The sequence below is a fragment of the Nocardioides sp. zg-1308 genome (genome assembly GCF_013155375.1).
Lineage (GTDB): Bacteria > Actinomycetota > Actinomycetes > Propionibacteriales > Nocardioidaceae > Nocardioides > Nocardioides renjunii.
In genome coordinates, this window is sequence record NZ_JABJQY010000002.1 from 1,985,512 (window position 1) to 2,012,119 (window position 26,608).

Below are 26,608 nucleotides of genomic sequence, written 5' to 3' on the forward strand. Positions count from 1 at the left end.
AGGCACCGCCTGACCGAATCCACCTCCGGCGCTTTGGCCGGAGCTCACCCGAGGCGGGATGAGACGCGACACGACCAGAAACCAAAGCGACGAACAGACAAGGAAACGCCACATGGCACGCCTCGTTGGTGTCGACCTCCCGCGCGACAAGCGCATCGAGATCGCGCTCACCTACATCTACGGCATCGGCCGTACCCGCGCCCAGCAGCTCCTGGCTGCCACCGGCGTCGACCCGAACGCCCGGGTCCACACGCTCGGTGACGAGGAGCTGGTCAAGCTTCGCGACGAGATCGAAGCCAGCTTCAAGATCGAGGGTGACCTCCGACGTGAGGTCCAGGCGGACATCCGCCGCAAGATCGAGATCGGCAGCTACCAGGGTCGCCGCCACCGCATGGGCCTCCCGGTCCGCGGCCAGCGCACCAAGACCAACGCGCGCACCCGCAAGGGCCCCAAGCGCACCGTCGCCGGCAAGAAGAAGGCGAAGTGACCTGCGCCCCGGCGCAGTGATCACCGCACTCTTCCCAGAAGCTTTTCGACCAGACCTCATCAGGAGTTAGTGAATGCCTCCCAAGAGCCGCGCGACGAAGGTCCGCCGCAAGGAGAAGAAGAACGTCGCTCAGGGCGAAGCCCACATCAAGAGCACGTTCAACAACACGATCGTCACCATCACCGACCCGACCGGCGCCGTCATCTCGTGGGCCTCCGCCGGCACCGTCGGCTTCAAGGGCTCGCGCAAGTCGACCCCGTTCGCCGCGCAGATGGCCGCCGAGGCCGCCGGCCGTCGGGCGATGGACCACGGCATGAAGAAGATCGACGTCTTCGTCAAGGGCCCGGGCTCGGGCCGCGAGACCGCCATCCGGTCGCTGGGTGCCATCGGCCTCGAGGTCGGCACCATCCAGGACGTCACGCCCACTCCCCACAACGGATGCCGGCCGCCCAAGCGCCGCCGCGTCTGACCCGAGACTGAGAAAGAGAGACTGACACATGGCCCGCTACACCGGTCCCATGACCCGCAAGTCGCGCCGTCTCGGTGTCGACCTCGTCGGTGGCGACGCTGCCTTCGAGAAGCGTCCGTACGCCCCCGGCCAGCACGGCCGCGGTCGCATCAAGGAGTCCGAGTACCTGCTGCAACTCCGTGAGAAGCAGAAGGCTCGCTTCACCTACGGCGTGATGGAGAAGCAGTTCGTCCGCTACTACAAGGAAGCCAGCCGCCGCCAGGGCAAGACCGGCGACAACCTGCTGCAGCTGCTCGAGTGCCGCCTCGACAACGTGGTCTACCGCGCCGGCTTCGCCCGTACGCGTCGCCAGGCCCGCCAGCTCGTCGTGCACGGCCACTTCCTGGTCAACGGCAAGAAGGTCGACATCCCGTCCTTCCAGGTCACCGACCACGACATCATCGACGTGCGCGAGAAGTCGCTCGAGCTGACGCCGCTGATCGTGGCTCGCGAGACCCACGGCGAGCGCGTCGTCCCCGCGTGGATGGAGGTCATCCCGTCGCGGATGCGCGTCCTCGTGCACCAGGTCCCGGTCCGCGCGCAGATCGACGTGCCGGTCCAGGAGCAGCTCATCGTGGAGTACTACTCCAAGAAGTGACTCACGGCCGGTGGTCGTCCGAGACATCGGACGGCCACCGGCGCCCGCTCTTCCAAGTCCTCTTCTCCGCCAACTCCATCAGGTTCGGATCCGTCAAATAGTGGGTGGATCCGGAAAGGAAAACCTCCGTGCTTATTGCTCAGCGCCCGACCCTCACGGAAGAGACCGTCGACGAGTTCCGCTCGCGGTTCGTCATCGAGCCGCTTGAGCCGGGCTTCGGCTACACGCTCGGCAACTCCCTGCGGCGTACGCTCCTCAGCTCGATCCCGGGTGCCTCCGTCACGAGCATCAAGGTCGACTCCGTCCTCCACGAGTTCTCGACCATCGAGGGCGTCACCGAGGACATGACCGAGATCATCCTCAACCTCAAGGGCATCGTGGTGTCCTCCGAGCACGACGAGCCGGTCGTGATGTACCTGCGCAAGTCCGGTGCCGGTGACGTCACCGCCGCCGACATCACCCCGCCCGCCGGTGTCGAGGTGCACAACCCCGAGCTGAAGATCGCCACGCTGTCCGACAAGGGCAAGCTGGAGATGGAGCTCGTCGTCGAGCGCGGCCGCGGCTACGTCTCCTCGGTGCAGAACAAGGGCGCCGACAACGAGATCGGCCGCATGCCGGTCGACTCGATCTACAGCCCCGTGCTGAAGGTGACCTACAAGGTCGAGGCGACGCGTGTCGAGCAGCGCACCGACTTCGACAAGCTCGTCATCGACGTCGAGACCAAGCCGTCGATCCGTCCCCGCGACGCGATCGCCTCGGCCGGCAAGACGCTCGTCGAGCTGTTCGGCCTGGCCCGTGAGCTCAACGTCGAGGCCGAGGGCATCGACATCGGCCCGTCGCCGGTCGACGAGCAGCTCGCCGCCGACCTGGCCCTGCCGGTCGAGGACCTGCAGCTCACGGTCCGCAGCTACAACTGCCTCAAGCGCGAGGGCATCCACACCGTGGGCGAGCTCATCTCCCGCTCGGAGCAGGACCTGCTCGACATCCGCAACTTCGGCGCCAAGTCCATCGACGAGGTGAAGGCCAAGCTCGTCGAGATGGGCCTCTCGCTCAAGGACAGCGCGCCCGGCTTCGACCCGCACGCCGCCCTCGCCGCCTACGGCGACGACGACGACGACGCGTTCATCGAGGACGAGCAGCTCTGACCTCGGCTCCACCACCCAAATCGGCCCTGACCGGGGTCGTCTACCCGGGTACCTGACACGGCCCGAGAGAAGGAACCACCACCATGCCCAAGCCCAAGAAGGGTCCCCGCCTCGGCGGTAGCCCGGCCCACCAGCGCCTGATGCTCTCGAACCTGGCCACCGCCCTGTTCGAGCACGGCCGGATCACCACCACCGAGACCCGGGCGCGCCTGCTGCGCCCGGTCGCGGAGAAGCTGATCACCAAGGCCAAGCGGGGCGACCTGCACAACCGTCGCGAGGTCCTCAAGACCATCCGCGACAAGTCGGTCGTCCACACGCTGTTCACCGAGATCGCGCCGACGTTCGCCGAGCGTCCCGGTGGCTACACCCGCATCACGAAGATCGGCCCCCGCAAGGGCGACAACGCCCCCATGGCGGTCATCGAGCTGGTGACCGAGGCCTACAGCCCGAAGGCCCCGTCGGACAGGAAGACCCAGGCCGCCGCCGCTCCGGTTGCTGCTGAGCCTGCCCCGGCCGAGGCCGCCCCGACCGAGGTCGAGGCGGAGAACGTCGACGGCGAGACCGAGGTCGTGGCCGTCGAGCCGCAGGCCGAGGGCGACGCCGCCGAGGTCGAGACCGCGGACACCGCGTCCGAGTCCACCGAGGAGTCGACCGAGGAGCCGGCCGCCGAGGCCGACGCCGAGGACGAGACCAAGGCCTGATCCGGGTCACCTGCACCATCGCGAGGCCCGCCACCCCCACGGGGTGGCGGGCCTTCGTGCGTACGACGACACCGCGGCGCGGCCCGAGCGGTGGGTGAGGCAGGATCTCGGGGCTGCAGAAGGTGCCTCACTCACCGCCCGCCGGGGGTTCAGAGGCGGGCGAGGACGTCCGAGGCCTGCAGGCTGCGGGGCTCGCCGCCGGTGCGGGCGAGGTGGCGGGTGGCGGCGACGACGGCCTCGTTGACCGGGGTGGGGAGGCCGAGCAGGCGGCCCTGCAGGACGATCTCGCCGCCGAGGTAGTCGATCTCGGAGTCACCGGTGCCGCGGGTGAGGCTCTGCCACGTGGACCCCCCGCGGCGCTCGAGGTCGGTGCGTCGCTGCAGGACCGACCCGCGCCGCTCCCGGTCCTCCTCGGCGGTGACCAGGCTGACGCCGGCGGCGGCGAGCACGCGCTCGCCCTCGGCGACCGCCCGCTCGGCGAGCTCGTCGGCGGCCTCGTCCTGGGCGAAGGAGGCGTCGACACCGTTGCCGAGGTTGAGCAGGAGCTTGCGCCGCTTCCACGCCATGATGTCGGCGCGCTCCTCCGAGGCAATGCCGGCGGCGTGGAGGTCGGCCGCCACGGCCGCGGTGGTGGCGTCCGTGCCGTGCGGGATGCGGCCGATGTCGAGGATGGCCGGCGTCGGGTGGCAGCCCGCCACCACGACGCCCGGCTCGAGGTGCGTGGCGGGGAGCATCACGCACACGGCGTACGTCCGCGCGAAGAGCCGGAGCGCGGCGAGCTCGGTGGCGATGCCGTTGGTGGCGCAGACGACGGCTGTGTCCGCGTGCGCGTGCGCGCGCAGGTCGGCGAGCGCCGCGGCGGCCTGGTGGGACTTCACCGCCAGGAGCACCACGGTGTCGTCGGTCCACGCGACCTCGGCGGCGGTGTCAGTGGCCGGCGCGTCGATGCGGTGCCGGCCGTCGCCGGCGTCGAGCACCAGTCCGCCTGCACGGATGGCGGCGAGGTGCTCACCGAGGGCGACCAGCGTGACCCCGCGGCCCGCGAGGCGGAGGTGCCCGCCGATGACCCCACCGACGGCACCGGCTCCGTAGACGACGTACTCCATGTCCTCGACCCTACGAGGACGGCTCGGCCCGTCAGCCGGAGGGCGACGCTCAGCGGCGGACGCGGAACCGCAGGTGCAGCACCCGGTCGCCCTGGATGACGACGTGCGGGTCCTCGAGCAGCTGCTGGGCCTCGAGCGAGCCGAAGAACCGCTTGCCCGTGCCCAGCACGACGGGTGCGACGTCCATCGCCACCTCGTCGACCAGACCGAGGGCGAGTGCCTGCCCACCCACGTCGCCCGCTGCCACCGCGATCGTCCCGTCGCCCGCGAGCTCCTGCGCGGTGCGGAGGGCGGCCGTCACGTCGTCGACGAAGTGGTAGGACGCCTCCGGGTGCCAGCCGTCGGGCCTGGAGCGGTGGGAGACCACGACCACGTGGTCGCCGGTCGGTGGGCGGCCCTCCCACCCGTCGGTGATGTCGAAGAGCCGTCGGCCGATCACCATGCACCCGGTGGCGTCCCACTCGGGCCTGACGTAGTCGTACGACGTCCGGGACACCCGCAGACCGCCCGGCGCGGGATCGGCCATGTCCTGCGCGGTCAGGGGCTGGTCGCCATTGAAGTACCAGTCGAACAGGGGGCCGGGATCGTCGTGGGGGTCGGCGACGAAGCCGTCCACCGAGACGACCGCGTGCAGCACCACTCTGCTCACGACGTGCCTCCCGCGGGCGGGCGCCATGCCGGGTCGCGGCCGACGAAGCCCATCAGCTGCTCGACGGGGGCCGCGTCGTCGGGCACGGGCACCGCGGGGCCGTACTGCCCCGAGTCGCGGAGCATCGCCTCGATGGGCCGCATCCCCTCCAGCATCTGCCCGGCGACGTCCTGGTCGAGCCGCGGCTCCTGGTCGGTCGCGCGGGCGAGGTCCCACGAGTGCATGAAGACGTCGGCGGTGTAGAACCGGTCGACCGCCTGCCCGAGCGGGTGCGTGCCGGCGCGGGGGTGGCTGAACGCCTCCTCGCCGCGCTCCTCGACGAGCGCCTGGACGGCGCCGGCCTGGTGGTGCCAGGCGGCAGCGGGGTCGTCGGCGACCGGCGGGCCGGACGGCAGCTCCACACCACCTCCGGCCAGGAACCCGGGGAACCACGTGACGAGGTGCTCGACGACGTCGAGGGCCGTCCAGCCGTCGACCGGCGCGGGCGCCGCCCAGTCGGTCGTCCGATCCACCAGCCGGGAGAACTCCCCGGCCACCGCCTCGTGCCGGGCGGCCGGGGACTCGGGCAGCGACATCAGAGCGAGCCCTCCGCCAGCATCCGGTCGATCGCGGCGTAGCCGTCGTTGACGCCGGTCTCCATGCCGCTGCGCAGCCAGGCGTCCCGACCCTCGAAGGAGTCGCAGAGGCTGAACGCGTGCAGCCGGGTGCGGCCGTCACCGAGGTCCTCGAAGGTCATGGTCTCCAGCGAGACCGCGTCGGGCATGCCGTCCCAGGTGAAGGTCTGGACGAGGCGGTCCTCGCGCACGGTGTGGAAGCAGCCGCGGAAGGAGGTCTCGAACTCCTGGCGCCCGTCGGTGCCGCGCACGGAGTAGCTCCAGCTGCCGCCGTCGCGAGCATCCCAGTGGGTGACGTCGGTGCCGACGTCCTGAGGGCCGACCCACTGCGCGAAGATCTCGGCCTCGGTGTGCGCCCGGAACAGCTGCGCCGGAGTGGCGTCGAAGTCGCGCCAGATGTGGATCGCGGGCACGTGCTCGTCGGCCAGGATCTGCGCCTCCGGGAAGCGGGTGGTCGTGTCGGGGGTCTGCATGGTGGTCATGATGCGGTTCCTTCCGTCGGGTTGTCGCCCTCGTGGGCGGGGTCGTCGTCGTCCTGCATCCGCGCGAGCACGGCGTCGAGGCGCGAGAAGCGCTCCTCGGCCCGTCGGCGGTAGCGCTCGATCCATCTGGTCATGAGGTCGAACACCTCGGCTTCCAGGTGCACCGGCCGCCGTTGCGCCTCCCGGGTCCTGCTCACCAGGCCGGCGTCCTCGAGCACCTTGAGGTGCTTGGAGACCGCCTGGAGGCTCACGTCGTAGGGCGCCGCCAGGTCGTTGACGGTGTGGTCGGCCTCGGTGAGGCGGGCCACCATGTCGCGGCGGGTCGGGTCGGCGAGAGCGGCGAAGACACGGGAGAGCTGGTCGGTCACGGAGCACCTTCTTCAACTGATTGGTTGAATAGACGGTAGGCCGCTAGTCCGCGGGTTGTCAACCCTCGGATTGAATACGGGTTCCGACGGCGGCCGGGCGCCGTGGGGCCCGCCGGCGCCCCCGCCTAGGATCGCTGCGTGCGCCTGCGGATCGACTGTGCCTACGACGGCACCGACTTCTCCGGCTGGGCCGCCCAGCCGGGGCGGAGGACCGTGCAGGCGACCCTGGAGGCGGCCCTCGCCACCGCCCTGCGGCTGCCGGAGCTGCGGGTCACCGTGGCGGGGCGGACGGACGCAGGGGTGCACGCCCGCGGGCAGGTGACGCACGTCGACGTGGACCGGGAGGTCGTCGAGGCGTCCGCCGGCCGGTCGACCGATCCGCCGCTGGAGGCCCTGGCCCGCCGGGTCGACGGGATCCTGCCGCCCGACCTGCGCGTACGCCGGGTGCGCGAGGCGCCGGTCGGGTTCGACGCCCGCTTCTCCGCGACCTGGCGCCGCTACGCCTACCGGATCGCCGACGACCGCGAGCTCGCCGACCCGCTCGTGCGCGGCCACGTGCTGGAGTGGGGGCGCCGGCTCGACGTCGCCGCGATGAACGAGGCGTCCGCCCCGCTCGTCGGGCTGCGCGACTTCGCCGCATTCTGCAAGCAGCGCGAGGGCGCCACCACCGTGCGGACCCTGCTCGAGCTGGGCTGGAGCCGCGACGCGTCGGGGCTGGTGGTCGGAGCGGTGCGTGCCGACGCCTTCTGCCACAACATGGTGCGGGCACTGGTCGGCAGCCTCGTCGCGGTCGGCGAGGGACGACAGCCGGCCACCTGGCCGGCCGAGGTGATGGCCGGCCGTCGGCGCGACGCCGGCGTACGCGTGCTGCACGCCCACGGCCTCACGCTGGAGGAGGTCGGCTACCCCGACGACGACGAGCTGTCCGCGCAGGCCGACCGGGCCCGCGCCCGACGAGAGGCGATTGATGCCTGAGCACTACTTCTCCGCCGACCCGAGCGTCCCGTTCGAGCGGGAGTCCTTCACCGCCGAGCTGTGGGGCCACGAGCTGACGTTCGACACCGGCTCGGGCGTGTTCAGCAGGGGCCACCTCGACCACGCGACCGCGGTGCTGTTCCGCGAGCTGGAGCCCCCGGTGCAGGGGCAGTTCCTCGACCTCGGGTGCGGCTACGGCGTGATCGGCCTGGCCATCGCCGCCGCGGTGCCCCTGTCGTCGGTCATCGGCGTCGACGTCAACGAGCGGGCGCTGCTCCTGGCCAACGACAACGCCCGCGCGGCGGGGCTCGACCCCCGCTTCGTGGCCTGCCTGCCCGCGCAGGTGCCCGGCAACCAGGTGTTCGACGAGATCTGGTCGAACCCGCCGATCCGCATCGGCAAGGAGGCGCTGCACGAGCTGCTCCTCACCTGGCTGCCGCGCCTGGCGCCGGGTGGCCGGATGGTGATGGTGGTCGGCAAGAACCTCGGGGGCGACTCGCTCCAGCGCTGGCTCACCGAGCAGGGCTGGCCGACCGAGCGGCTGGCCAGCAGCAAGGGCTTCCGCGTGCTGGAGACGCGCCGCGGCTAGGGCTTGCCGTCGAGGAACATCCGCAGCCGGGTGCGGGTGCTGCCGGGGTCCTGCGGCAGCGCGCCGTTGATCGCGCGGCACACCCAACCCAGCCTCGTCCCGATCCGGGCGGCCTCATGCAGGTCGGCGGGAGCCAGGTCGTACGCCGCCTCGTAGGGGCGCAGGTAGGCGTCGAGGTGCGGCCCGAGGTCCTCGGAGTCCTCCTCGTCGTCCACGCCCCAGGCGATGACGCCCTCGAGCGTGACGGCGAGGGTGAAGAGCGGGTGCGAGACGCACGCGTCGCCCCAGTCGAGCAGCAGGTGCGTGCCGGTGCCGAGGAAGACCTGCCCGTCGTGCAGGTCGTCGTGCTGCACGGTCTCGCGGATGCCGAAGGCGGCGAGGCGGTCGCAGAGGTCCTCGATCGCGTCGGGGCCCGGCAGCCGGGGGTCGGTGTCGTCGACGGCCGCGAGCAGGTCGGCGTACGCCCCCGGCAGCGTGGGGAGGCGACGGTCCGGCAGGCCGAGGTCGAGCAGCGCGTCGACGTCGCCCTCGCAGGCGATCTGGATGCGCGCACAGGCCTCGAGCACGTCGTGCCAGCGCTCGAGGCTGCGCTCCTCGGGGATGACGTCGCGCAGCCGCGTCCCGGCGTCGGCGAGGAGCATCCACCCGGAGGCGGGGTCGTACGCGAGCGGCGCCGGCACACGACCGTGCGAGCGGGAGGCGACCAGGTCGAGGACCGCGGCCTCGTGGACCATGGCCTCGTCGTTGGCCTTGAACCACACCACGTCGTCGCCGGTCGGGACGCGCATCGCGGTCGACCACCCGGTGACGTGCGGCTGCGAGACCTCCCCGGTGCGGGACCGGCCCAGCTCGCGCAGCCTCGCGTCGATCCAGGTGTGCGCGGCGGCGAGGAAGGCGGGGTCCCGCCAGCGCTGCTCGAGGGCGTCCATGCCGCATCCAACCGCGCGGGCGGAGCGCCGGACAACGGGATTTCAGGCGGGCCGGGTCGCGACGAGGACGCCGATCTTGTCGATGCGGTGCTCGGGGTTGTCGAACCGGTCGGACCAGTAGTTGCCGTTGGCGTGGTCCTCGAGGGTGGCGCAGGTCGACACGGTGATCATCGGCCGGCTGGCGGCCTGCCCCGGCCGACCGGGGACCGGTGCCCGCTGCGCGCGCAGCGACGCCGGCTCACGGAACGACGTCCAGCGGGTGCGCCGGACCTCGTAGACGTGGACCGTGTCGCCGGTGCGGACCAGGATCCGGTCACCGGGGCGCAGCGAGGGGGACTGGCGCAGGGGAGCGGTCCCGGTGAGCCGGTGGCCGGTGACGATGAAGTTGCCGACCTCGCCGGGTCCCGTGCCGCCGCGCGGCCCGCGCGGCGAGGCCATCTCGCCCGCGTTCTGCAGCGCGGTGCCGGGCGCGTCGTCGGGGGAGCCCCGGTAGCGGACGACCGGGAAGTCGCGCAGACCGATGGCCGGGATGGTGACGAAGGAGCGCCGTGGCTCGGGACGCTCGGGCTCGGGATCGGCGGTCGGGCTCGTGCTGGGACCGGCGGTGGGGGTGCTGGCGGGAGCCGGGGCCTCCGGGGACGCCGGGGCAGCCGGGGGTGCGCTCGTCGTACGCCGCTCGGCGGGCGACGGCGACGACTCGCGGGTCACGTCCGCCGCGCAGGACGTCGCGGCCGCGGCCACGACCACTGCCACGACCGCGGCGAGGAGGACGCCGAACCTGCCTGCCACCCGCTCCACGGTACGGAGCGGGTGGGCAGCGCGCGCGCGGGTGGCCGGTCAGCCGAGGTGCACGGGCAGCCGCTCGACGCCGTGGACCACGGCGAGCTCGGTGAAGGCGAGGTCGGCGGGGTCGCAGGCCAGCGCGAGGTCGGGGAACCGCCGCGCGAGCGCGACCAGCGCCGTCCGCAGCTCCATCCGGGCGAGCTCGGCGCCGACGCAGCGGTGCAGGCCGTGCCCGAAGGCGAGGGTGCCCGCGGCGGCGGTCGTCGGGTCGAAGCGGGCGGGGTCGACGTGGCGGGCCGGGTCGCGCCCCGCGCCGGTGAGGGAGACGACGACGATGTCGCCCTCGCGCACCGTGCGGTCCCCGACGCGCAGCTCGCGGCGGGCCACGCGGGGGAAGGCGACCTGCACCGGGCACACGAAGCGCAGCAGCTCCTCGACGACGAGGTCGACCTCGCGCGGGTCGCCGCGGCGGAGCACCTGCCACGACTCGGGGTGCTGCAGCAGCACCCACGTGCCGAGGGAGAGCATGCTGGCGCTGGTCTCGTAGCCGCCCAGGAAGACGCCGTCGGCGAGGCCGCCGAGCTCCACGTCGTCGAAGTCCGCCCCGTGGTCGGCGACCATCCGCGACATGATCCCGTCGGGGAGGTAGGGGTCGCGGCGCTCGGTGGCGACGAGGTCGATGAGGAACTGCCGGGTCCCGGCGGCGGTGTCGAAGATGCCGGCGCCGGCGTCGCGGAGGTCGAAGCGTGCCGCGCCCCGGCGTCGGAAGGCCTGCCGGTCGACGTCGGGCATGCCGAGCAGGTCGCAGATCACGCCGAAGGGCACCTGGAAGCCGAAGCGCTCGACCAGGTCGACCTCGGGGCCGTGGGCGGCCATGTCGTCGAGCGCGGCGCCGACCACCCGGTCGATGTCGTCCTGCAGCTCGGCCAGCCGCCGACGGGTGAAGTAGGGGGTGAGGACCTGGCGCAGCCGACCGTGGTCGGGCTGGTCGGTCATCCCGAGACCGCCGATCCGCTCGGCGGGTGCGCGGTCCTGCCGGCCGATGAGGGCACGCACGTCGTTGGCGAAGGCGTCGGAGTCCGCGAGCACGGACCGGGCGACGTCGTAGCCGGTGACGAGCCAGACGCGGGTGCCGAGCAGCCGCGCGAGCTGGACCACGTCGCCCTCGCGCCGGCTCTCCTCCAGCCGCGGCACCGGATCCACGCCGTCGCGCTGCAGCGGGTAGCGGATGCTCGCCGGCACCCGGCGGGCCGACGACACGGCCACCCGGAGGGCCGCACGGCGCAGGGAGACTGGCATGGGGCAAGTCAACCGTGTCGCGGCGCCTCGTGCCATCAGGCATGACCCCGAGTCGCGCTCGGGGAGACCCCCGACCCCGGACCCGGCAGGATGGGGCCATGGCCTACGAAGCAGCGGAGAACAGGTACGACGACGCCACGGGCATGCACTACCGCGCCTCCGGGAGGAGCGGCCTCAAGCTGCCGGCCATCTCGCTGGGGCTGTGGCAGAACTTCGGCACGGACCGGTCCGAGGAGACGCAGCGGGCGATCCTGCGGCGCGCCTTCGACCGCGGGGTGACCCACTTCGACCTGGCCAACAACTACGGACCGCCCTACGGCCGCGCCGAGGAGAACTTCGGCCGCTACCTCAAGGACGACTTCAAGCCCTACCGCGACGAGCTGGTCATCTCGACGAAGGCCGGCTGGGACATGTGGCCCGGCCCCTACGGCCAGGGCGGCGGGTCGCGGAAGTACGTCCTCGCCTCTCTCGACCAGTCGCTCGAGAGGCTCGGCCTCGACTACGTCGACATCTTCTACAGCCACCGCTTCGACCCGGAGACGCCCGTCGAGGAGACGATGATGGCGCTCGACGCCGCGGTCCGGTCGGGGCGGGCGCTCTACGTCGGCATCTCCTCCTACTCCGCGGTGCGCACGCGCGAGGCGGCCGCCATCGCCCGCGACCTCGGCACGCCGCTGCTGATCCACCAGCCGTCCTACTCGCTGCTCAACCGGTGGATCGAGGGTGGCCTGCTCGACGAGCTCGAGCAGCAGGGCATGGGCTGCATCGTGTTCAGCGCGCTGGCGCAGGGCCTGCTCACCGACCGCTACCTCGACGGCGTCCCCGAGGACTCGCGCGCCGCGCGCGCCGACTCGACCATGACCGGTCTGGACGACGACGTGCTCGAGCGGGTGCGCGCGCTCGACGGCATCGCCCGGAGCCGCGGCCAGGAGCTCGCCCAGCTCGCGCTGCAGTGGGTGCTGCGCGACGAGCGCGTCACCAGCGCGGTGATCGGCGCCTCCAGCGTGGAGCAGCTCGACACCAACCTCAACGCGCTCTCCGGGCCGCCGCTCACCGGCGTGGACCGCGCCGAGATCGACCGCTACGCCGTCGAGTCGGGGATCAACCTCTGGGCGAAGCAGACGGAGCAGTGAGCGCGAGCGCTCCCACCCGGGTGCTCGTGCTGGGTGCCGACGCGGCCGGCATGTCGGCGGCCCACCAGGCGCTGCGCACTGCGCGCAGGACGGGGCGCGAGCTCGCCGTCACCGTGCTCGACAAGGGCACCCACACGTCCTACAGCGCCTGCGGGATCCCCTACTGGATGGCCGGGGACGTCGGCAGCGGCGACGACCTGGTGGCCCGCACCGCGGACGAGCACCGTGAGGCGGGGATCGACCTGCGCCTCGGCGTCGAGGTGGTCGCCGCCGACCTGGCCGCACGGACGGTCACCACCGCCGACGGCGAGCGGGTGGCCTACGACGAGCTCGTCGTCGCCACGGGGGCCCCGGCCTCCGTGCCCGACTGGGCGCTCGGACCCGACGGCGCGTGCTGGGACGGCATCGGCGTCGTCAAGACGCTGGACGACGGGGCGGCGTGGCGGGAGCGGTTCGCCGCTGCCGGCGACGGCGCGCACGTCGTCGTGGTCGGTGCCGGCTACGTCGGCGTGGAGGTCGCCGAGGCGGCCATGCGGCACGGCTTCGGCGTCACCGTCCTCACCCGCGGCCGCGGCATGTCGATGCTCGAGGACGAGCTGGCCGAGCGCGTGGACCTGGCCCTGTGCGAGGCGGGCGCGGAGGTGGTGCTCGGCGTCGAGGTGACCGGTGTCGACGTCGTCGACGGCCGGGTGACCGGGGTGCAGTGGGAGGGCGGCAGCCGGGAGGCCGACCTGGTGGTGGTGGCGATCGGCGTGCGCCCCGCGACGGGCTTCCTCGCGGGCAGCGGCGTCGAGATGGCCGACAACGGCGCGCTGCGACCCGACCCCCACGGTCGGGTGGCCGAGCACCTCTGGGCGGCGGGCGACTGCTGCGAGGTGCGCCGCCGCATCGACGACACGTGGGTGTTCCGCCCGCTCGGGACCCATGCCGCCAAGCACGGCCGGGCGCTCGGCGACAGCCTCGCCGGGGGCACCCTCTCCTTCGACGGCATGGTCGACTCCTCCATCACCCGCTTCGCCCTCGGCGAGGTCTACCTCGAGATCGCCCGGACCGGGCTGTCACGACGCGACGCCGAGGCGGCCGGGCTCGACCCGGTGGCGCTGCTCACCGAGGGCACGACCGCGAGCGGCTACATGCCCGAGGCCGAGCCGATCGCCATCTGGGTGATGGCCGACCGGTCGTCGCGACGGCTGCTCGGCGTGCAGGTCGTCGGGGGCCACGGCGCCGGCAAGCGGGTCGACGCGGCGGCCGCCGTGCTCTGGGCCGGTGGCACCGTGGACGACCTGGCCTGGATGGACCTGGCCTACGCACCCCCCTTCGCGACGGCCTGGGAGGTCCTGCAGATCGCGGCGCGCCGGGTCGCCGAGCGGCTCTGAGATCGAGGGGCGCCGCGGCGCCCGGCTCGGCGAGGATGGCGCCATGCACCTCGAGATCGTCACCCTCGCCGCGCGCCCGGACCTCAGGGACACCTTCTGGGACATGGAGACGTCGTGGCCGGAGCTCATGAAGCACGACCCGATCGGCAACGCCTACTACGACGCCCTCGACGCGTTCGACGAGTTCGTGCTGGTCTGCCTCGACGAGACGGGCCGGCAGGTCGCGAAGGCGCACTCGGTGCCCTTCCGGCTCGGTGACGGCGAGCTCCCGGACGCCGGCTGGGACGGCGCCATCCAGGACGCGTTGCTGACCCGGCTCCGCGGGGAGGAGCCGGACGTCGTGTCGGCCGTCGAGATCGCCGTCGAGCCGGCCCTCCAGGGCGCGGGCCTCTCCGGGCGCATCGTCGCCGCGCTGCGCGACAACGCTGGCCGGCTGGGCTTCCGCGAGCTGGTGGCGCCGGTGCGACCCAACGGCAAGACCGACGTTCGCGAGCCGATGGCGGCGTACGCCGCCCGCACCCGCGACGACGGGCTGCCGGTCGACCCCTGGCTGCGCGTCCACGTGCGCGCGGGCGGTCGCATCGACCGCGTGGCGCCCCGCTCGATGGTCATCCCGGGCACGGTCGCGGAGTGGCGCGCGTGGACCGGCCTGCCCTTCGACCGGACGGGGCCGGTGGAGGTGCCGGGCGCGCTGGCGCCGGTGCTGTGCGACGCCGAGCACGGCACGGCGACGTACGTCGAGCCGAACGTCTGGGTCCGGCACCCGACCGGCGCCTGACCTGCCTCCGGGAAAGGACGCACCCCCTCCCTAGGGGGTCTCGCCACCCCGCCGGGCCCGACCTACGTTGGGTCGACCACCCGTTCCGCCCGGCCGCTCCCGGCGACCGGGAACATCTCGAGGAGACCCCCTGTGAAGAGAACCCTCCAGTGGTCCGCGGCGCTCGCCGCCGGGACCCTCCTGCCGCTCGGCATGGTCGCGACCACCGCCACCGCTGCCCCCGCGCCGAGCAGCGCCGCACACTCCCAGCACCGCCTCGTCGACCTCCCGGCGAAGGACGCCCTCGAGCAGGCCGTCGCGCCCAGCGAGTGCGCACCGACGCTCCTCGACGGCTACATCGACCAGCTCTTCGCCGAGATGTCGGACGCACAGTTCGCCTTCCTCGTCGCCCACCAGGACGTCCTGCTGTCGGTGCCGACCTACGACGCCCTGTTCTTCGGCACCGCCGGCGACCCGGACTACGCGCTCGACTCCCACGCCGCGCAGCTGCGCAACACCTACCGCGACCTGCAGCGGTTCTGGGACATCGAGTCCGACGACATCCAGCTGATGGCGATGCACAGCGACTCGTTGCTCGACCCCGTCCGCATCGCGCGGACCCTCGAGGCGATGGTCGACGCCGGCGAGCTGCCGCCGATGACCGATGCGGCGATCGCTCAGGAGGCCCAGACCGTCGCCACCTTCATGCAGGCGCAGGACGAGGCGTTCCAGGACAACCCGCTCTGGACGCTCAACGCGTACGCCTTCTCCGCCGAGGGCGAGACCGACCCGGTCATCGCCGCCCTGCCCGACAAGCTGGTCTTCGGCGACGGCATCCTCGAGGCGTACGACGCCATCGGCCTCGGCGACGTGGGGCCGCGCGTGATCATGGCCCACGAGTTCGCCCACCACGTGCAGTTCGAGCTCGGCACGTTCGACACCGGCCCGACCGACCCCGCCGAGGCGACGCGTCGCACCGAGCTGATGGCCGACGCCATGGCGTCCTACTACGCCACCCACAAGAAGGGGCTGGCGCTCAACAGCAAGCGGGTCACCGACGCGCTGCTCAGCTTCTACAGCGTCGGCGACTGCTCCTTCGCCAGCCCGGGCCACCACGGCACCCCGCTGCAGCGTGAGCGCGCCGCGGACTGGGGCGCCGACCTGGCGGCCGCTGCGAAGCCGAGGAGCCTCGTGCTCTCCGCGGAGCGCGTCATCGAGCTCTTCGAGGAGGACCTCGCGGAGATCATCGCCGGCTGATCCGCAGCACCACCCGCAGCACCGTCGCCGAACACCCACCGCGCTGCCCCCGACCGTCACCGGTCGGGGGCAGTGTCATGCAGCGCTGACCGCCTTGCGCACCTCGTTGACGCACAGCGCGACGAAGGCCAGCGCGATGATCACCATCAGCACGTTGGAGTGCAGCTTGTTGCGCCACTGTGCCGGGGTCCGGTCGGTGTTGAGCAGCCACAGCAGCGTGACGGCGAGGAACGGCATGAAGAACGCGCCGAGCACGCCGTAGGCGAGGATCAGCCACACCGGCTTGCCGAGGAACATCATGGTCATCGGCGGGAACGTGAGCCACAGGATGTAGAGGCGGTACCACTTGCCGCCGGCGCGGGCGTCCGGGTCGTCGCTGTCGCCGCCGGTCACATTGGTCATGAAGTCGGCGAACATCAGGCTCACGCCGTTCCACACCCCGACGAGCGACGACATCGCGGCCGCCCAGAAGCCCAGCAGGAACAGCTTGCCGGCCCACTCGCCGTAGCGGTCCTGCAGGACGACGCCGAGGTCGAGCAGGCCCGCGTCGCCCTCCTCGATCGCGACGCTGGTGGAGTAGAGCAGCTCGGCGCCGACGACCAGGGTGGCCAGGACGAACAACCCCGTGACGACGTAGGCGACGGTGTTGTCGATGCGCATCACCCGCATGTGCGTCGGGGTGACCCACCCCTTCTCCCGCAGCCAGTAGCCGTAGGCGGCCAGCGTGATGGTGCCACCGACGCCGCCGGCGAGCGCGAGGGTGTTGACCAGGCCGCCGTCCGGGATGCGCGGTGCGAGGCCGGCCAGCAGGTCGGCGAGGTTGGGCAGGGTGAGCAGCGCGGCGCCCACCATCGTGACGAACATGATGCCGACGAGGGCGGCGAGCACCTTCTCGAAGACGTTGTAGCGGCCGGTCCACACGAGCGCGAGGCCGAGCAGGCCGGACAGGATGCCCCACCAGGTCACCGAGAGCCCGCCGAGGAGCCCGGCGAGCGCGAGCCCGGTGCCCGCCATGGCCGCAGCGCCGTAGACGAAGCCCCACAGCACGATGTAGGGCGCGAAGTACCACGTCGTCCAAGCGCCGAGGGAGCGCCAGCCCTGGAAGATCGTGCGCCCGGTCGCCAGCGAGTAGCGCCCGGCGCCCTCGACGAGCACGATCTTCATGACGCAGCCGACCACGACGCACCACAGCAGCGCGTAGCCGAACTTCTGCCCGGCGATGAGGGTCGCGACGAGGTCGGCGGCACCGACGCCGGTGGCCGCGACGACGAGGCCGGGGCCGATCACCTTCCACCGCGGGACGGTGGCCTGCTCTTCGGGGGTCTGGGTAGCCATGCGCTTCACCCTAGGACCGGTCCAGACCAGTTGTCAGCGCCCCGCTCCCGGGACCTAGTCCGGACCGATGGTCGGGTCCGGGCCCTCGGTGGGGATGGCGCCGTCGTCGGCGGACTGCCCGCCGGAGCCGCCGGAGCCCACGGCGCCGGCGCTACCTGCTGCCGCGGCGCCGTCGAGGGCGCCGACGTCCTCCGGGCGCCCGCCCTCGTCGGCGTGCTGGTCGGTCGTGCCGTCGCGCTGCTCGGGGGCAGCGCCCTGCCCGGATCCCTCGCCCATGTGCCCTGCTCCTGTCGTGGGGTGTGGCCGGGAAGTACCCGCGCCCCTCGCTCCCATGCCGACGGTCGGCGGAAACCGGATGACGCGGTCCCACCCGGCAGGGGAGAATCCTGCGACGTGGGACACGTCGACGTCGCTGGAGTGCGCTACGAGCTGCCGGACGGGCGGGTGCTGCTCGACGACGTCAGCTTCCGCGTCGGCGACGGGCAGAAGGTCGCCCTGGTCGGCGCCAACGGCGCCGGCAAGACGACGCTGCTGCGCATCGTCACCGGCGACCTCAAGCCGCACGCGGGGGTCGTGACGCGCTCCGGAGGGCTGGGGGTGATGCGTCAGTTCGTGGGTCACGGGGGTGCCGACGAGACGGTCGCCGACCTCCTGCTCTCCGTCGCGCCGGCCGACGTACGTCGCTGGTCGGAGGAGGTCGCGGCGCAGGAGCTGCGGCTGATGGACGACGACAGCGAGCCGGTGCAGATGGCCTACGCCGAGGCGCTGGGCCACTACGGCGACGTCGGTGGCTACGACCTCGAGGTGGTGTGGGACAAGGTCACCACGGCGGCGATGGGGCTGCCCTTCGACCGCGCCCGCCACCGGTCCCTGACCACCCTGTCCGGCGGCGAGCAGAAGCGGCTGGTGCTGGAGTACCTCCTCCAGGGACCGGACCAGGTGCTGCTCCTCGACGAGCCGGACAACTACCTCGACGTGCCCGGCAAGATCTGGCTCGAGCAGCGCATCCGCGAGTCGGCCAAGACGATCCTGTTCATCAGCCACGACCGCGAGCTGCTCAACAACACCGCGACCCGCATCGTCACCGTCGAGCTCGGCAGCGCCGGCAACCGCGTGTGGACGCACCCGGGCGACTTCGCGTCCTACCACGAGGCCCGGACCGACCGGTTCGCGCGCTTCGAGGAGCTGCGCCGGCGCTGGGACGAGGAGCACGAGAAGATCAAGGCGCTCGTGCTGCGGCTCAAGATCAAGTCGGAGTACAACGACGGGATGTCGTCGCAGTACCGGGCCGCGCAGACCCGGCTGCGCAAGTTCGAGGAGGCCGGGCCGCCGATCGAGCAGCCCCGCGAGCAGCAGGTGACGATGCGCCTCAAGGGCGGTCGCACCGGCAAGCGCGCGGTCGTGTGCACCGACCTGGAGCTCACCGGGCTGATGAAGCCGTTCGACCTCGAGGTCTGGTACGGCGAGCGGGTGGCCGTGCTCGGCTCCAACGGCTCGGGCAAGTCGCACTTCCTGCGCCTGCTGGCGGCCGGTGGGTCCGACCCGGACGTGGAGCACCGGCCCGTGACGGATCCCCCCAAGCCGGTGCCGCACGCGGGCACCGCCAAGCTGGGTGCCCGGGTCCGCCCGGGCTGGTTCGTGCAGACCCACGAGCACCCGGAGCTGCGCGGGCGCACGCTGCTGGAGATCCTGCACCGCGGGGACGGCTCGCCCGACGGGCGTGCCGGCATGGGGCGTGAGCAGGCCAGCCGGGTCCTGGACCGCTACGAGCTGGCCCACGCCGGCGAGCAGACCTTCGACTCGCTCAGCGGCGGACAGCAGGCGCGCTTCCAGATCCTGCTGCTCGAGCTGTCCGGAGCCACCCTGCTGCTGCTCGACGAGCCGACCGACAACCTCGACGTGCAGTCGGCCGAGGCCCTCGAGGCGGGGCTCGAGGCCTTCGACGGCACCGTGCTCGCGGTGACCCACGACCGGTGGTTCGCCCGCGGCTTCGACCGGTTCCTCGTCTACGGCGCGGACGGCGAGGTCTACGAGTCCGACGGGCCCGTGTGGGACGAGGGCCGGGTGGCGCGCGCGCGATGAGCACCTCACCGGCCGCGCCCGAGATCCACGAGCTCGACCCGTTCGACGACGCCGCGCTCGACGCCTGGCACGGTGTCTACGCGGTGGCCGAGACCTTCGAGCTCGGAGCGGCCGCGACGGCATGGCAGCTGGAGGAGGTGCGCGCGATGATGCAGCGCACGACCACCCAGGCGTGGCTGGGGGGCTGGTCGGCCGTCCTCGACGGCGAGGTGGTCGGCGCCGGCTGGATGCGGACGCCGCTGCTCGACAACCTCGAGCTCGCCGAGGTCGCCGTCCACGTGCTCCCGGTGCACCGCCGGCGCGGCGTGGGGTCGGCCCTGCTCGCCCGGCTCGAGGAAGTGGCCCGGCAGCGCGGTCGGCGGATCCTCACCGGCCTCGCCTCCTGGGCCCACGACGCGGGCTCGGACGGCGCCGGCGGCTCCGGGCCGGGCTTCGCGGCGGCGCGGGGCTTCGAGCTGGCGCTGTCGGAGGTGCAGCGCGAGCTGGCCCTGCCCGTGGACGACGCGCTGCTCCGACGGTTGGCCGACGAGGCCGCGGCGCGCCACACGGCGTACACGCTCCGCTCCTGGGCCGGGCCGGTGCCCGACGAGCTGCTCCAGGGCTGGGCCGAGATCACGTCCATGCTCGTCACCGAGGCGCCGACCGGCGCGCTCGAGGTGGAGCGGGAGGCCGTGAGCACCGACGCCGTGCGGGACCGGGAGGAGACCGTGCGCCGGCAGGGCCGCACGAAGTACAACACCGTCGCGCTCGACGCCTCCGGAGCGGTCGTCGCCTACTCCGACCTCGCGACCACCGTCCACGAGCCGGGTCGGGCCTACCAGTGGGGGACGCTGGTGCGGCCGGCGCACCGCGGGCACCGCCTGGGGGTGGCGACCAAGGTCGCGAACCTCCGGCTCCTGCAGCGCGAGCGTCCCGACATCGTGCGGGTGACGACCTACAACGCCGAGGTCAACACCCACATGGTCGGCGTCAACGAGGCCCTGGGCTTCCGCCCGGTGGCGCGGCTCGGGGACTTCCAGAAGAAGCTGGGCTGAGGGTCCCCGAGCCGGCCGTGCTCAGCTGGTTGGCACCCCGCCCTCCGGCGGTGCGTCGTCGGCCTGCCCCGAGTCGTCGGTGGTGATCTCCGCGTCACCGATGTCGGTCACCAGCACGTCCGTGAGCGGCTCGCCCACACCGCCCTTCAGCTCCACCAGGCGCATCCCGGCGATGCCCATGTGGCTGTCGGCGCTGTAGCGGAAGGGCGCGAGCTGCGGTCCCTCCCAGTCGGCGCCACCCTCCTCGATCGCCGCCACGAGTCCCTCGCGGGTCAGGTCCTCGCCGGCCGCCTCGAGCGCCTGCACGAAGGCGTACGCCTGGGACATGCCGTAGATCCGGTAGTTGGTGAGCTCGCCCTCGCCGCCGTGGGCGTCCCACACCTCCTGCCAGAGCTGGACCCACGGGTCGTCGGCGCTGTCGATGCCGGGGATGTACTCACTCGTCATCACCCCGTCGAGCGCGGCCGAGTCGCCGGCGACCGCGCCCTCGGAGAACCGCTCGAGCAGCGAGCCGACCAGGGCCGGGTCGGAGCCGATGTTGGCGTAGAACCACGTCGGCGTGAAGCCCGTCTTGAGCGCCACGAGCTGGCTCAGCGCGGTGTAGGAGGGCGTGTTGAAGGCGAGCACGAGATCGACCTTCTCGGCCTGCAGGCCGGTGACCTGGGGGGCGACGTCGGTGTTGCCGGAGGTGTAGCGCTCCACGGCGACGATCTGGTCGTCGACGAACTGGCGCACGCCCTTCTCGGCGTCCTCGCCGAGGTCGTCGTCCTGGAGGAAGAGGCCGACCCTCGCGTCGGGCATGTTCTCCGCGACCCACTGGCCGATGATCTTGCCCTCCGACTCGTAGTCGGGCTGCCACCCGAACGTCAGCGGCCGTGCCTCGACGTCGTCGCCCCACTGGAGCGAGCCCGAGGAGACCATCAGCTGCGGCACGCCCTCGTCGTTGAGGTAGTCGGCGACGGAGGCCTGGGTCGGCGTCCCGAGCGAGCCGACGGTGGCGAAGACCTCGTCCTGCAGCACCAGCTCGTTGGTCACCGTGCTGGTGTTGGTGGGGTTGTAGGCGTCGTCCTTGACGATGTAGTCGATCGTGCGGCCGTGCACGCCGCCGGCCTCGTTGACGTAGTCGAAGTACGCCTGGGCGCCGGTGGGGATCTCCGAGTAGCCCGGGGCTGCCACGCCGGTCAGCGGGAAGGTCCCGCCGATGGTGACCGAGTCGTCGGTGACGCCCGGATCGGGGGCGCCGGTGCTGCCGTCCCCGTCCTCGGAGTCGTCGCGCCCGCCGGCGCCGCACGCCCCGAGTACGAGCGAGGCCGCCAGGGCGACCGCCAGGGGTCCTGCGACCCGGTTGTGTCTGCTCATGCTGCTGTTCCCTTCGATGAGGTGCTGCGGTGGGTGCTGCGTCGATGCGCGAGCGCTCCCCGGAGGGAGCCGACGATGCCGGCGGGGGCGAGGAGGACGACCGCGACCATCACCAGCCCGTAGACCAGTGGCGCGAGCTCGGCCGCGCGGATGTCCCCGAGCCCGGCCGAGCGGCCGAGGTCGGTGACCACGCCGGGGAGGAAGGTCAGGAGCGCCGCCCCGATCAGCGCTCCGGTCAGGCTGCCGAGGCCGCCGAGCACGATCGCGGCGAGCAGCGTGAGGCTCAGGGTGAGCGTGAACGCGCTCGGCGCGGCGAGCTTGACGGTGAACGCCAGGATCGCGCCCGCGGCTCCCGCCGCGGCGGCGCTGACCACGAACGCGGAGACCCGGGCCCGGCCCAGGTCGATGCCGGCGAGCTCGGCGGCGACCTCGTCGTCGCGCACGGCGCGCCACCGGCGTCCGGTGCGCCCGGCGCCCAGGTTGGCGAGCAGCATGTAGACGACGACGAGCGTCAGCCATGCGACGTACGCCGTGAAGCGCGAGCGGGTGAGGTCCTGACCGGTGACGAAGAAGGCCAGGTCGAGCACCCAGACGGGGATCTCGGGCATCACCACCGGCAGCCCCTGCTCGCCGCCGAGGGTCTCCTTGAAGTAGAGCGCGATGCCCGGGACGGCGACGGCCAGCGCCAGGGTCGCGCCGGCGAGGTAGGGCCCGTGCAGGCGTGCGGCGGCCAGCCCGACCACGGTGCCGACGAGCAGCGTGGTCAGGACGGCGGCGACGATGACCACGCTCAGCGGCACCGACGTGTCCCTGTCGGGCAGGAGCAGGGCCGCGGTGTAGGCGCCGACCGCCATCAGCGCGCCGTGGCCCAGCGACAGCTGGCCGTTGGTGCCGGTGAGGACGGTCAGGCCGCCGGCCGCGATGCCGAGGTAGGCCATGGCGGCGAGCTGCGTGTTGCGGTAGTCCGAGACGCTCTCGAGCACGACGACCAGCACCACGAGTGCGGCCAGCGCCACCACCAGGTGCCTGCCGAGGGTGGAGCGCCAGAGCCCTCCGAGCCGGGCGCGCATCAGACCCGCCGCTCCGGCGCGTGGGCGAACAGGCCGCCGGGGCGCAGCGTCAGGACGAGCATCAGGATGGCCAGCGCCGCCAGCGGCACGAGCTGGGAGCCGACGTAGCCGCTGACGAAGCTCAGCGAGACGCCCAGCACCAGCCCGCCGATCACCGATCCGAGGGGGCTGTCCAGCCCGCCCAGGACGGCGGCGACGAAGCCGAAGACCACGACGGAGTCCATGTAGGAGGGGTGGACCAGGCTCCCGCCCGCGATGAGCAGGCCGGCGAGCGAGCCGACCAGCGCCGCCAGCGCCCAGCCGAGCGTGAGCATGTGCCCCACGCGTACGCCGAGCAGTCGCGCGACCTCCTGGTCAAGGGCGGCCGCCCGCATCCGCAGGCCCACGTCGGTGAACCGGAAGAGAGCGACGAGCGCGCCCATCACGACCAGCACCGAGACGATGGTGAAGACGCCGAAGCCGTTGAGCGCGATGGTCGTGCCGCCGACCTCGAACCCGCGCAGCCCGAACGGCGCGGGGAACGACCGGTAGCGGTTGCCGAAGACGACGGCCGCGACGCCGTGCAGCACGATGAACAGGCCCAGCGTGAGGATCACCGCGTTGATCTCGGGGCCGCCCTCCGCCGGGCGGATGACCAGGCGCTCGAGGACGGCGCCGAGCACGAGCCCGGACAGCAGCGCGGCCGCGAACCCCAGCCAGTAGCCGTACCCGGCGTCGATGACCACGAGTGCCACGAAGGTGGTGGCCATCGCCATCGGCGCCTGCGCGAAGTTGACGATGCGGGTGGAGCGCCAGATCAGCACCAGCGCCAGGGCGAAGGCCGCGTAGACCATGCCGAGCGTCAGGCCGGTGAGGGCGGTGTTGAGCAGCTGCTGCACAGGGTCTCCCGACTCAGAATCCGAGGTAGGCGTGGCGGAGCTTCTCGTCGCCGGCGAGCTCGTCGGCCGGCGCGTCGGCGACCACGCGACCGAGGCTCAGCACGACGCCCCGATCGGCCACGGACAGGGCGCTGCGGGCGTTCTGCTCCACGAGCAGGACGGTGAGGCCGTCGGCGCGGACGAGGTCGCGGACCAGCCCGAAGATCTGCGCGACGATCCGCGGCGCGAGTCCCAAGGAGGGCTCGTCGAGGAGCAGCATCGTGGGCCGCGCCATGAGCGCGCGCCCGACCACGAGCATCTGCCGCTCGCCGCCGGACAGCGTCGTGGCCAGCGCCGACCGGCGGTCGCCCAGCACCGGGAAGAGGTCGTAGACCCGGTCGAGGTCGTCACCGCCGACCTTGCCGCCGCGCCCGAGGCCGCCCAGGCGCAGGTTCTCCTCGACGGTCAGCTCCGTGATGACCCCGCGGCCCTCGGGCACGTGCGCCATCCCGAGCCCGGGCATCCGCTCGGCCGGCACGCGATGGAGGGAGCGCCCGGCCAGCTCGACCGTCCCGGAGCGGGCGCGGTGCAGCCCCGAGACGGTGCGCAGGAGCGTGGTCTTGCCGGCGCCGTTGGCGCCGAGCACGGCGGTGATCTCGCCCTCGCGGGCGGTGAGGGTGACGTCGTCGAGGGCGGTGATGGGGCCGTAGCCCGCACAGAGGCCGGTGATGGCGAGCATCAGCCGACCTCCTCCCCGAGGTAGGCCGCCAGCACGGCCGGGTCCTCGCGCACCTGCTCGGGCACTCCCTGCGCGATGACGCGGCCGAAGTCGAGCACGGTGATCTGCGTGCAGACCTGCATGACGAGGTCCATGTGGTGCTCGACGAGGAGCACCGAGGTCGTCGCCGCGAGCGCCGTCACCAGCTCGCCGAGCTCGTCCATCTCGGCGGCCGACAGCCCGCTCGCCGGCTCGTCGAGGAGCAGGACGTCGGGCGCGGAGACCAGCGCGCGGGCCAGGGCGACCCGCTTGCGGACGGGGTAGGGCAGGCTCGGCGGGTAGCGGTCGGCGTACGCCGCGACGCCGAGGTCGCCGAGCACCGCCCGGGCCCGGTCGCGCAGCGCCCGCTCGTCCCGGCCGGCCCGTGGCAGGGCGAGCAGCGAGCCGAGGAAGCCGGAGCGGGCGTGGTGGTCGGCCCCCACCATCACGTTGTCCAGCACCGACATCCGGTCGAACAGCCCGAGCCCCTGCAGCGTCCGGGCCATGCCGAGCGCGGGCAGGTCGCGGGGACGCAGAGGGTCGATGCGCTCGCCACGGCGGCGGACCTCGCCGCTGTCGGGCTGGACGAAGCCGCACGCCACGTTGAACAGCGTCGTCTTGCCGGCGCCGTTGGGCCCGATCACCCCGTGCACCTGCCGCGGACCGACCTGCAGGCCGACGTCGTCGAGCGCGGTGAGCCCGCCGAAGGTCACGGTGATGGCGTCCATCTCGAGCTCGTCCACGTGCAGCCGACCCTCCCCGGTCCGGGACCTGACGTGGACCACTGTCACCGGATCGGGCTGCCAGCACATTGGGCGGGCAGCACAGAACCGGAGGCGATTTCGGGCCCGGTGGTGGCTATGTGTGTGCACCGGGTGCCACGGTGGGCTCGTGGACACCCGGGCGATCGACGAGCCGACGGTGGCCGCCGAGCGCGTCGAGCGGGCGTGGCGCTCGATCCTGCACCGCTCCGACGAGGTGGCCGACATGATCTCGGCCCGCTTGCTGGCCCGTGATCTCGACGCCTACGCCGAGATGAGCGAGCACCTGCCCGACGACATCCGGCACTCCTGCCGCGAGCACATCCGCCGCGGACTGCAGGTGCTGTCCGGGATCGACTCCGCCAAGGCGTCGGCCGTCGAGCTGTGGCGCGAGACCGGACGGCGGCGCGCGCGCCAGGGCGTGCCCCTCGAGCTCGTCCTCAACGCCTACACGATGGGGGCGCGGGTGCTCTGGGAGGCGCTCACCGAGGCGGCCGGTCGCGCCGGTGCCGACGACGTCCCGGACACCGACCTCCTCGTGGCGGCGCGTGCGGTGTGGTCGAACCTCGACGTGCAGAGTGCCGTGCTGATCGAGGCCTACCACCGCGAGCGCGACCGGGTGCACCGCCGGGACCAGCAGCGCCAGCAGACGGTCATGGACGGGCTCGCCGACGGGCGGGGCGGCGACCCCACCTTCGCCGAGGCGGCACGCGCGGCTCTCGGCCTCGGCCCCGGCGACGCCGTCGCCTGCGTGGTGGTCATCGCCGAGCCGGGGGACTGCGACCCCGTCGGCCGGCTCGAGGACCAGCTGCAGCGCCAGGGCATCAGCTCGCACTGGCACGTGCGCTCCGGCGTGGCCTACGGCCTCCTCTCCGGTCGCCTGCCGGACGAGCCCGGCCTCGTCGCCCTCATCGAGCCGGCGGCCGAGGGGCGGATCGCCGTCGCGTCGAGCAACGGCGTCCACGGCTTCGGCACGGCGTTCCAGCTGGCGATGCGCTCGGCACGGACGGTCCCGGTCGGCGGCGGTGTCGTCGGGGTCACCGACCGGCTGCCCGAGGTGCTGCTGGCCGGCGACTCGCACGTGACGCCGCTGCTCATCCACGAGGCGTTCGGTGCGCTGCTGGACCACCCGCAGGCCGACACCCTGCTCAAGACTCTGCGCTCGCTGCTCGCCCACGACGGCTCGCCGACCCACGCCGCGGAGGAGCTCTACTGCCACCGCAACACCGTCATGTACCGCATCAAGCAGATCGAGCGGCTCACCGGTCGCGACCTCACCGACCCACGCGACAAGATGCTGCTCTGGCTGGCACTGACGGCCCAGACCTGAGGGACCTCGTCGCGAGCCGGCTGTGTCGAGCCGGGCGCGCTCCACCGTCCGCGACCGGAGCGAGGTCCTCGGCGTCGGCCGCAAGCGCCGCGTCGTCACCCCGTCCCAGCGGGTCGCCCTGGCGATCCGGGACAGGGGATGCCGCACCATTCCCGGGCGCGGCATCCTGCTCTGCTCCTACCACCACCGGATCCATGACCCGGGCCACCGGCACACGCTCACGCCCGAGAGGCGGGTGGAGCTCACCCGGATCAACGGGCGGACGTG

Annotated in this window: 29 protein-coding genes; 14 read left to right on the plus strand and 15 right to left on the minus strand. The window is 72.7% G+C overall.

The genetic code is table 11. The features are described 5' to 3' along the window. Positions 1–112: 112 nt before the first annotated feature. From rpsM to rplQ, 5 genes are all read left to right on the plus strand, one after another. Complete coding sequence (gene rpsM, locus HN031_RS11325; RefSeq protein ID WP_172269919.1) at positions 113–487, plus strand: 30S ribosomal protein S13; 375 nt, start codon at positions 113–115, stop codon at positions 485–487. 73 nt (positions 488–560) lie between these two features. Next, positions 561–956: a 30S ribosomal protein S11 gene (rpsK, locus tag HN031_RS11330; protein WP_056906616.1), complete on the plus strand. Its 396-nt coding sequence runs from the start codon at positions 561–563 to the stop codon at positions 954–956. A 28-nt stretch (positions 957–984) separates the two neighbouring features. Next, positions 985–1,593, plus strand: a complete 609-nt coding sequence (rpsD, locus tag HN031_RS11335) for a 30S ribosomal protein S4 (protein ID WP_172269921.1) — start codon at positions 985–987, stop codon at positions 1,591–1,593. Positions 1,594–1,721: 128 nt separating this feature from the next. After that, positions 1,722–2,738, plus strand: a complete 1,017-nt coding sequence (locus HN031_RS11340; protein WP_121141540.1) for a DNA-directed RNA polymerase subunit alpha — start codon at positions 1,722–1,724, stop codon at positions 2,736–2,738. 83 nt (positions 2,739–2,821) lie between these two features. Then, positions 2,822–3,439, plus strand: a complete 618-nt coding sequence (gene rplQ / locus HN031_RS11345) for a 50S ribosomal protein L17 (protein ID WP_172269923.1) — start codon at positions 2,822–2,824, stop codon at positions 3,437–3,439. 149 nt (positions 3,440–3,588) lie between these two features. Here the strand turns inward: rplQ and HN031_RS11350 are convergent, their stop codons facing one another. From HN031_RS11350 to HN031_RS11370, 5 genes are read right to left on the minus strand one after another with little or no spacing between them, the layout of a single operon-like run. Continuing rightward, complete coding sequence (locus HN031_RS11350) at positions 3,589–4,545, minus strand: ketopantoate reductase family protein (protein ID WP_172269925.1); 957 nt, start codon at positions 4,543–4,545, stop codon at positions 3,589–3,591. Between the two features lie 49 nt (positions 4,546–4,594). Next, entirely contained in the window at positions 4,595–5,194 is a 600-nt protein-coding gene (locus HN031_RS11355) for a dihydrofolate reductase family protein (protein WP_172269927.1), read from the minus strand. Further along, positions 5,191–5,769, minus strand: a complete 579-nt coding sequence (locus HN031_RS11360) for a maleylpyruvate isomerase family mycothiol-dependent enzyme (protein WP_172269929.1) — start codon at positions 5,767–5,769, stop codon at positions 5,191–5,193. Before HN031_RS11360 ends, HN031_RS11355 begins: the two co-directional genes overlap by 4 nt. Next, complete coding sequence (locus HN031_RS11365; protein ID WP_253943054.1) at positions 5,769–6,290, minus strand: SRPBCC domain-containing protein; 522 nt, start codon at positions 6,288–6,290, stop codon at positions 5,769–5,771. Before HN031_RS11365 ends, HN031_RS11360 begins: the two co-directional genes overlap by 1 nt. After that, positions 6,287–6,658, minus strand: a complete 372-nt coding sequence (locus HN031_RS11370; RefSeq protein ID WP_172269931.1) for a metalloregulator ArsR/SmtB family transcription factor — start codon at positions 6,656–6,658, stop codon at positions 6,287–6,289. The genes HN031_RS11365 and HN031_RS11370 overlap by 4 nt, the downstream gene beginning before the upstream one ends. 138 nt (positions 6,659–6,796) lie before the next feature. Between HN031_RS11370 and truA the strand changes: the two genes are divergently transcribed. After that, positions 6,797–7,633 carry a tRNA pseudouridine(38-40) synthase TruA gene (gene truA, locus HN031_RS11375; RefSeq protein WP_172269933.1) on the plus strand — a complete coding sequence of 279 codons (837 nt, stop codon included), beginning with the start codon at positions 6,797–6,799 and terminating at the stop codon, positions 7,631–7,633. Continuing rightward, positions 7,626–8,222: a class I SAM-dependent methyltransferase gene (locus HN031_RS11380; protein ID WP_172269935.1), complete on the plus strand. Its 597-nt coding sequence runs from the start codon at positions 7,626–7,628 to the stop codon at positions 8,220–8,222. Before truA ends, HN031_RS11380 begins: the two co-directional genes overlap by 8 nt. Here the strand turns inward: HN031_RS11380 and HN031_RS11385 are convergent. The 3 genes from HN031_RS11385 to HN031_RS11395 are packed head-to-tail and all read right to left on the minus strand — an operon-like array spanning position 8,219 to position 11,233. Further along, complete coding sequence (locus HN031_RS11385; RefSeq protein ID WP_172269937.1) at positions 8,219–9,151, minus strand: phosphotransferase family protein; 933 nt, start codon at positions 9,149–9,151, stop codon at positions 8,219–8,221. The genes HN031_RS11380 and HN031_RS11385 overlap by 4 nt on opposite strands. Positions 9,152–9,193: 42 nt before the next feature. After that, on the minus strand, positions 9,194–9,940 hold the full coding sequence (locus tag HN031_RS22320) for a sortase (RefSeq protein ID WP_172269939.1): 747 nt from the start codon (positions 9,938–9,940) through the stop codon (positions 9,194–9,196). Between the two features lie 48 nt (positions 9,941–9,988). After that, a complete protein-coding gene (locus tag HN031_RS11395) occupies positions 9,989–11,233 on the minus strand; it encodes a cytochrome P450 (RefSeq protein ID WP_253943055.1) in 1,245 nt (414 codons plus the stop codon). 98 nt (positions 11,234–11,331) lie between these two features. Between HN031_RS11395 and mgrA the strand changes: the two genes are divergently transcribed. The 4 genes from mgrA to HN031_RS11415 all read left to right on the plus strand — a co-directional run bounded on the left by mgrA (position 11,332) and on the right by HN031_RS11415 (position 15,756). Continuing rightward, entirely contained in the window at positions 11,332–12,366 is a 1,035-nt protein-coding gene (gene mgrA, locus HN031_RS11400) for an L-glyceraldehyde 3-phosphate reductase (protein WP_172269943.1), read from the plus strand. After that, on the plus strand, positions 12,363–13,742 hold the full coding sequence (locus tag HN031_RS11405) for an FAD-dependent oxidoreductase (protein ID WP_216652110.1): 1,380 nt from the start codon (positions 12,363–12,365) through the stop codon (positions 13,740–13,742). The genes mgrA and HN031_RS11405 overlap by 4 nt, the downstream gene beginning before the upstream one ends. Positions 13,743–13,785: 43 nt before the next feature. Then, on the plus strand, positions 13,786–14,520 hold the full coding sequence (locus HN031_RS11410; protein WP_172269945.1) for an N-acetyltransferase: 735 nt from the start codon (positions 13,786–13,788) through the stop codon (positions 14,518–14,520). Positions 14,521–14,652: 132 nt separating this feature from the next. Then, positions 14,653–15,756: a hypothetical protein gene (locus HN031_RS11415; protein WP_172269947.1), complete on the plus strand. Its 1,104-nt coding sequence runs from the start codon at positions 14,653–14,655 to the stop codon at positions 15,754–15,756. Between the two features lie 75 nt (positions 15,757–15,831). Here HN031_RS11415 and HN031_RS11420 read toward each other — a convergent pair whose 3' ends face one another. Beyond that, positions 15,832–17,091 carry an Nramp family divalent metal transporter gene (locus HN031_RS11420; RefSeq protein WP_172269949.1) on the minus strand — a complete coding sequence of 420 codons (1,260 nt, stop codon included), beginning with the start codon at positions 17,089–17,091 and terminating at the stop codon, positions 15,832–15,834. A gap of 54 nt (positions 17,092–17,145) precedes the next feature. After that, a complete protein-coding gene (locus HN031_RS11425) occupies positions 17,146–17,367 on the minus strand; it encodes a hypothetical protein (protein WP_172269951.1) in 222 nt (73 codons plus the stop codon). Positions 17,368–17,484: 117 nt separating this feature from the next. On the opposite strand from HN031_RS11425, the gene HN031_RS11430 reads away from it, so the two are divergent. Together HN031_RS11430 and HN031_RS11435 are read left to right on the plus strand one after the other, a co-directional pair. Then, entirely contained in the window at positions 17,485–19,173 is a 1,689-nt protein-coding gene (locus tag HN031_RS11430; protein WP_172269953.1) for an ABC-F family ATP-binding cassette domain-containing protein, read from the plus strand. After that, the gene (locus HN031_RS11435) at positions 19,170–20,207 is read left to right on the plus strand and encodes a GNAT family N-acetyltransferase (protein ID WP_172269955.1); all 1,038 of its coding nucleotides are present in this window, start codon (positions 19,170–19,172) and stop codon (positions 20,205–20,207) included. The genes HN031_RS11430 and HN031_RS11435 overlap by 4 nt, the downstream gene beginning before the upstream one ends. 21 nt (positions 20,208–20,228) lie before the next feature. On the opposite strand, the gene HN031_RS11440 is transcribed toward HN031_RS11435, so the two are convergent. Genes HN031_RS11440 through HN031_RS11460 form a run of 5 tightly spaced genes read right to left on the minus strand, consistent with a single transcriptional unit; the run spans position 20,229 to position 24,993 of the window. Next, a complete protein-coding gene (locus HN031_RS11440) occupies positions 20,229–21,566 on the minus strand; it encodes an ABC transporter substrate-binding protein (RefSeq protein ID WP_172269957.1) in 1,338 nt (445 codons plus the stop codon). Continuing rightward, the gene (locus tag HN031_RS11445) at positions 21,563–22,636 is read right to left on the minus strand and encodes a branched-chain amino acid ABC transporter permease (protein ID WP_172269959.1); all 1,074 of its coding nucleotides are present in this window, start codon (positions 22,634–22,636) and stop codon (positions 21,563–21,565) included. The genes HN031_RS11440 and HN031_RS11445 overlap by 4 nt, the downstream gene beginning before the upstream one ends. Then, positions 22,636–23,514, minus strand: a complete 879-nt coding sequence (locus HN031_RS11450; protein ID WP_172269961.1) for a branched-chain amino acid ABC transporter permease — start codon at positions 23,512–23,514, stop codon at positions 22,636–22,638. Before HN031_RS11450 ends, HN031_RS11445 begins: the two co-directional genes overlap by 1 nt. Positions 23,515–23,527: 13 nt before the next feature. After that, positions 23,528–24,232, minus strand: a complete 705-nt coding sequence (locus HN031_RS11455) for an ABC transporter ATP-binding protein (RefSeq protein WP_172269963.1) — start codon at positions 24,230–24,232, stop codon at positions 23,528–23,530. After that, positions 24,232–24,993 (minus strand): ABC transporter ATP-binding protein, encoded by a 762-nt coding sequence (locus HN031_RS11460; protein WP_367650735.1) that lies wholly within the window; start codon positions 24,991–24,993, stop codon positions 24,232–24,234. Before HN031_RS11460 ends, HN031_RS11455 begins: the two co-directional genes overlap by 1 nt. 148 nt (positions 24,994–25,141) lie before the next feature. Between HN031_RS11460 and HN031_RS22325 the strand changes: the two genes are divergently transcribed. Continuing rightward, positions 25,142–26,341, plus strand: coding sequence for a helix-turn-helix domain-containing protein (locus HN031_RS22325; protein ID WP_172269967.1), 1,200 nt, complete (start codon positions 25,142–25,144; stop codon positions 26,339–26,341). Positions 26,342–26,608: the final 267 nt, after the last annotated feature.

Bases quoted from the DNA above. Each gene is read 5' to 3' on its own strand.
- rpsM (WP_172269919.1), top strand. From the start codon at position 113: ATGGCACGCCTCGTTGGTGTCGACCTCCCGCGCGACAAGCGCATCGAG.
- rpsK (WP_056906616.1), top strand. From the start codon at position 561: ATGCCTCCCAAGAGCCGCGCGACGAAGGTCCGCCGCAAGGAGAAGAAG.
- rpsD (WP_172269921.1), top strand. From the start codon at position 985: ATGGCCCGCTACACCGGTCCCATGACCCGCAAGTCGCGCCGTCTCGGT.
- rplQ (WP_172269923.1), top strand. From the start codon at position 2,822: ATGCCCAAGCCCAAGAAGGGTCCCCGCCTCGGCGGTAGCCCGGCCCAC.
- HN031_RS11350 (WP_172269925.1), bottom strand. From the start codon at position 4,545: ATGGAGTACGTCGTCTACGGAGCCGGTGCCGTCGGTGGGGTCATCGGC.
- HN031_RS11360 (WP_172269929.1), bottom strand. From the start codon at position 5,769: ATGTCGCTGCCCGAGTCCCCGGCCGCCCGGCACGAGGCGGTGGCCGGG.
- HN031_RS11365 (WP_253943054.1), bottom strand. From the start codon at position 6,290: ATGACCACCATGCAGACCCCCGACACGACCACCCGCTTCCCGGAGGCG.
- HN031_RS11380 (WP_172269935.1), top strand. From the start codon at position 7,626: ATGCCTGAGCACTACTTCTCCGCCGACCCGAGCGTCCCGTTCGAGCGG.
- HN031_RS11385 (WP_172269937.1), bottom strand. From the start codon at position 9,151: ATGGACGCCCTCGAGCAGCGCTGGCGGGACCCCGCCTTCCTCGCCGCC.
- HN031_RS11395 (WP_253943055.1), bottom strand. From the start codon at position 11,233: ATGCCAGTCTCCCTGCGCCGTGCGGCCCTCCGGGTGGCCGTGTCGTCG.
- mgrA (WP_172269943.1), top strand. From the start codon at position 11,332: ATGGCCTACGAAGCAGCGGAGAACAGGTACGACGACGCCACGGGCATG.
- HN031_RS11410 (WP_172269945.1), top strand. From the start codon at position 13,786: ATGCACCTCGAGATCGTCACCCTCGCCGCGCGCCCGGACCTCAGGGAC.
- HN031_RS11420 (WP_172269949.1), bottom strand. From the start codon at position 17,091: ATGGCTACCCAGACCCCCGAAGAGCAGGCCACCGTCCCGCGGTGGAAG.
- HN031_RS11425 (WP_172269951.1), bottom strand. From the start codon at position 17,367: ATGGGCGAGGGATCCGGGCAGGGCGCTGCCCCCGAGCAGCGCGACGGC.
- HN031_RS11435 (WP_172269955.1), top strand. From the start codon at position 19,170: ATGAGCACCTCACCGGCCGCGCCCGAGATCCACGAGCTCGACCCGTTC.
- HN031_RS11440 (WP_172269957.1), bottom strand. From the start codon at position 21,566: ATGAGCAGACACAACCGGGTCGCAGGACCCCTGGCGGTCGCCCTGGCG.
- HN031_RS11445 (WP_172269959.1), bottom strand. From the start codon at position 22,636: ATGCGCGCCCGGCTCGGAGGGCTCTGGCGCTCCACCCTCGGCAGGCAC.
- HN031_RS11455 (WP_172269963.1), bottom strand. From the start codon at position 24,232: ATGCTCGCCATCACCGGCCTCTGTGCGGGCTACGGCCCCATCACCGCC.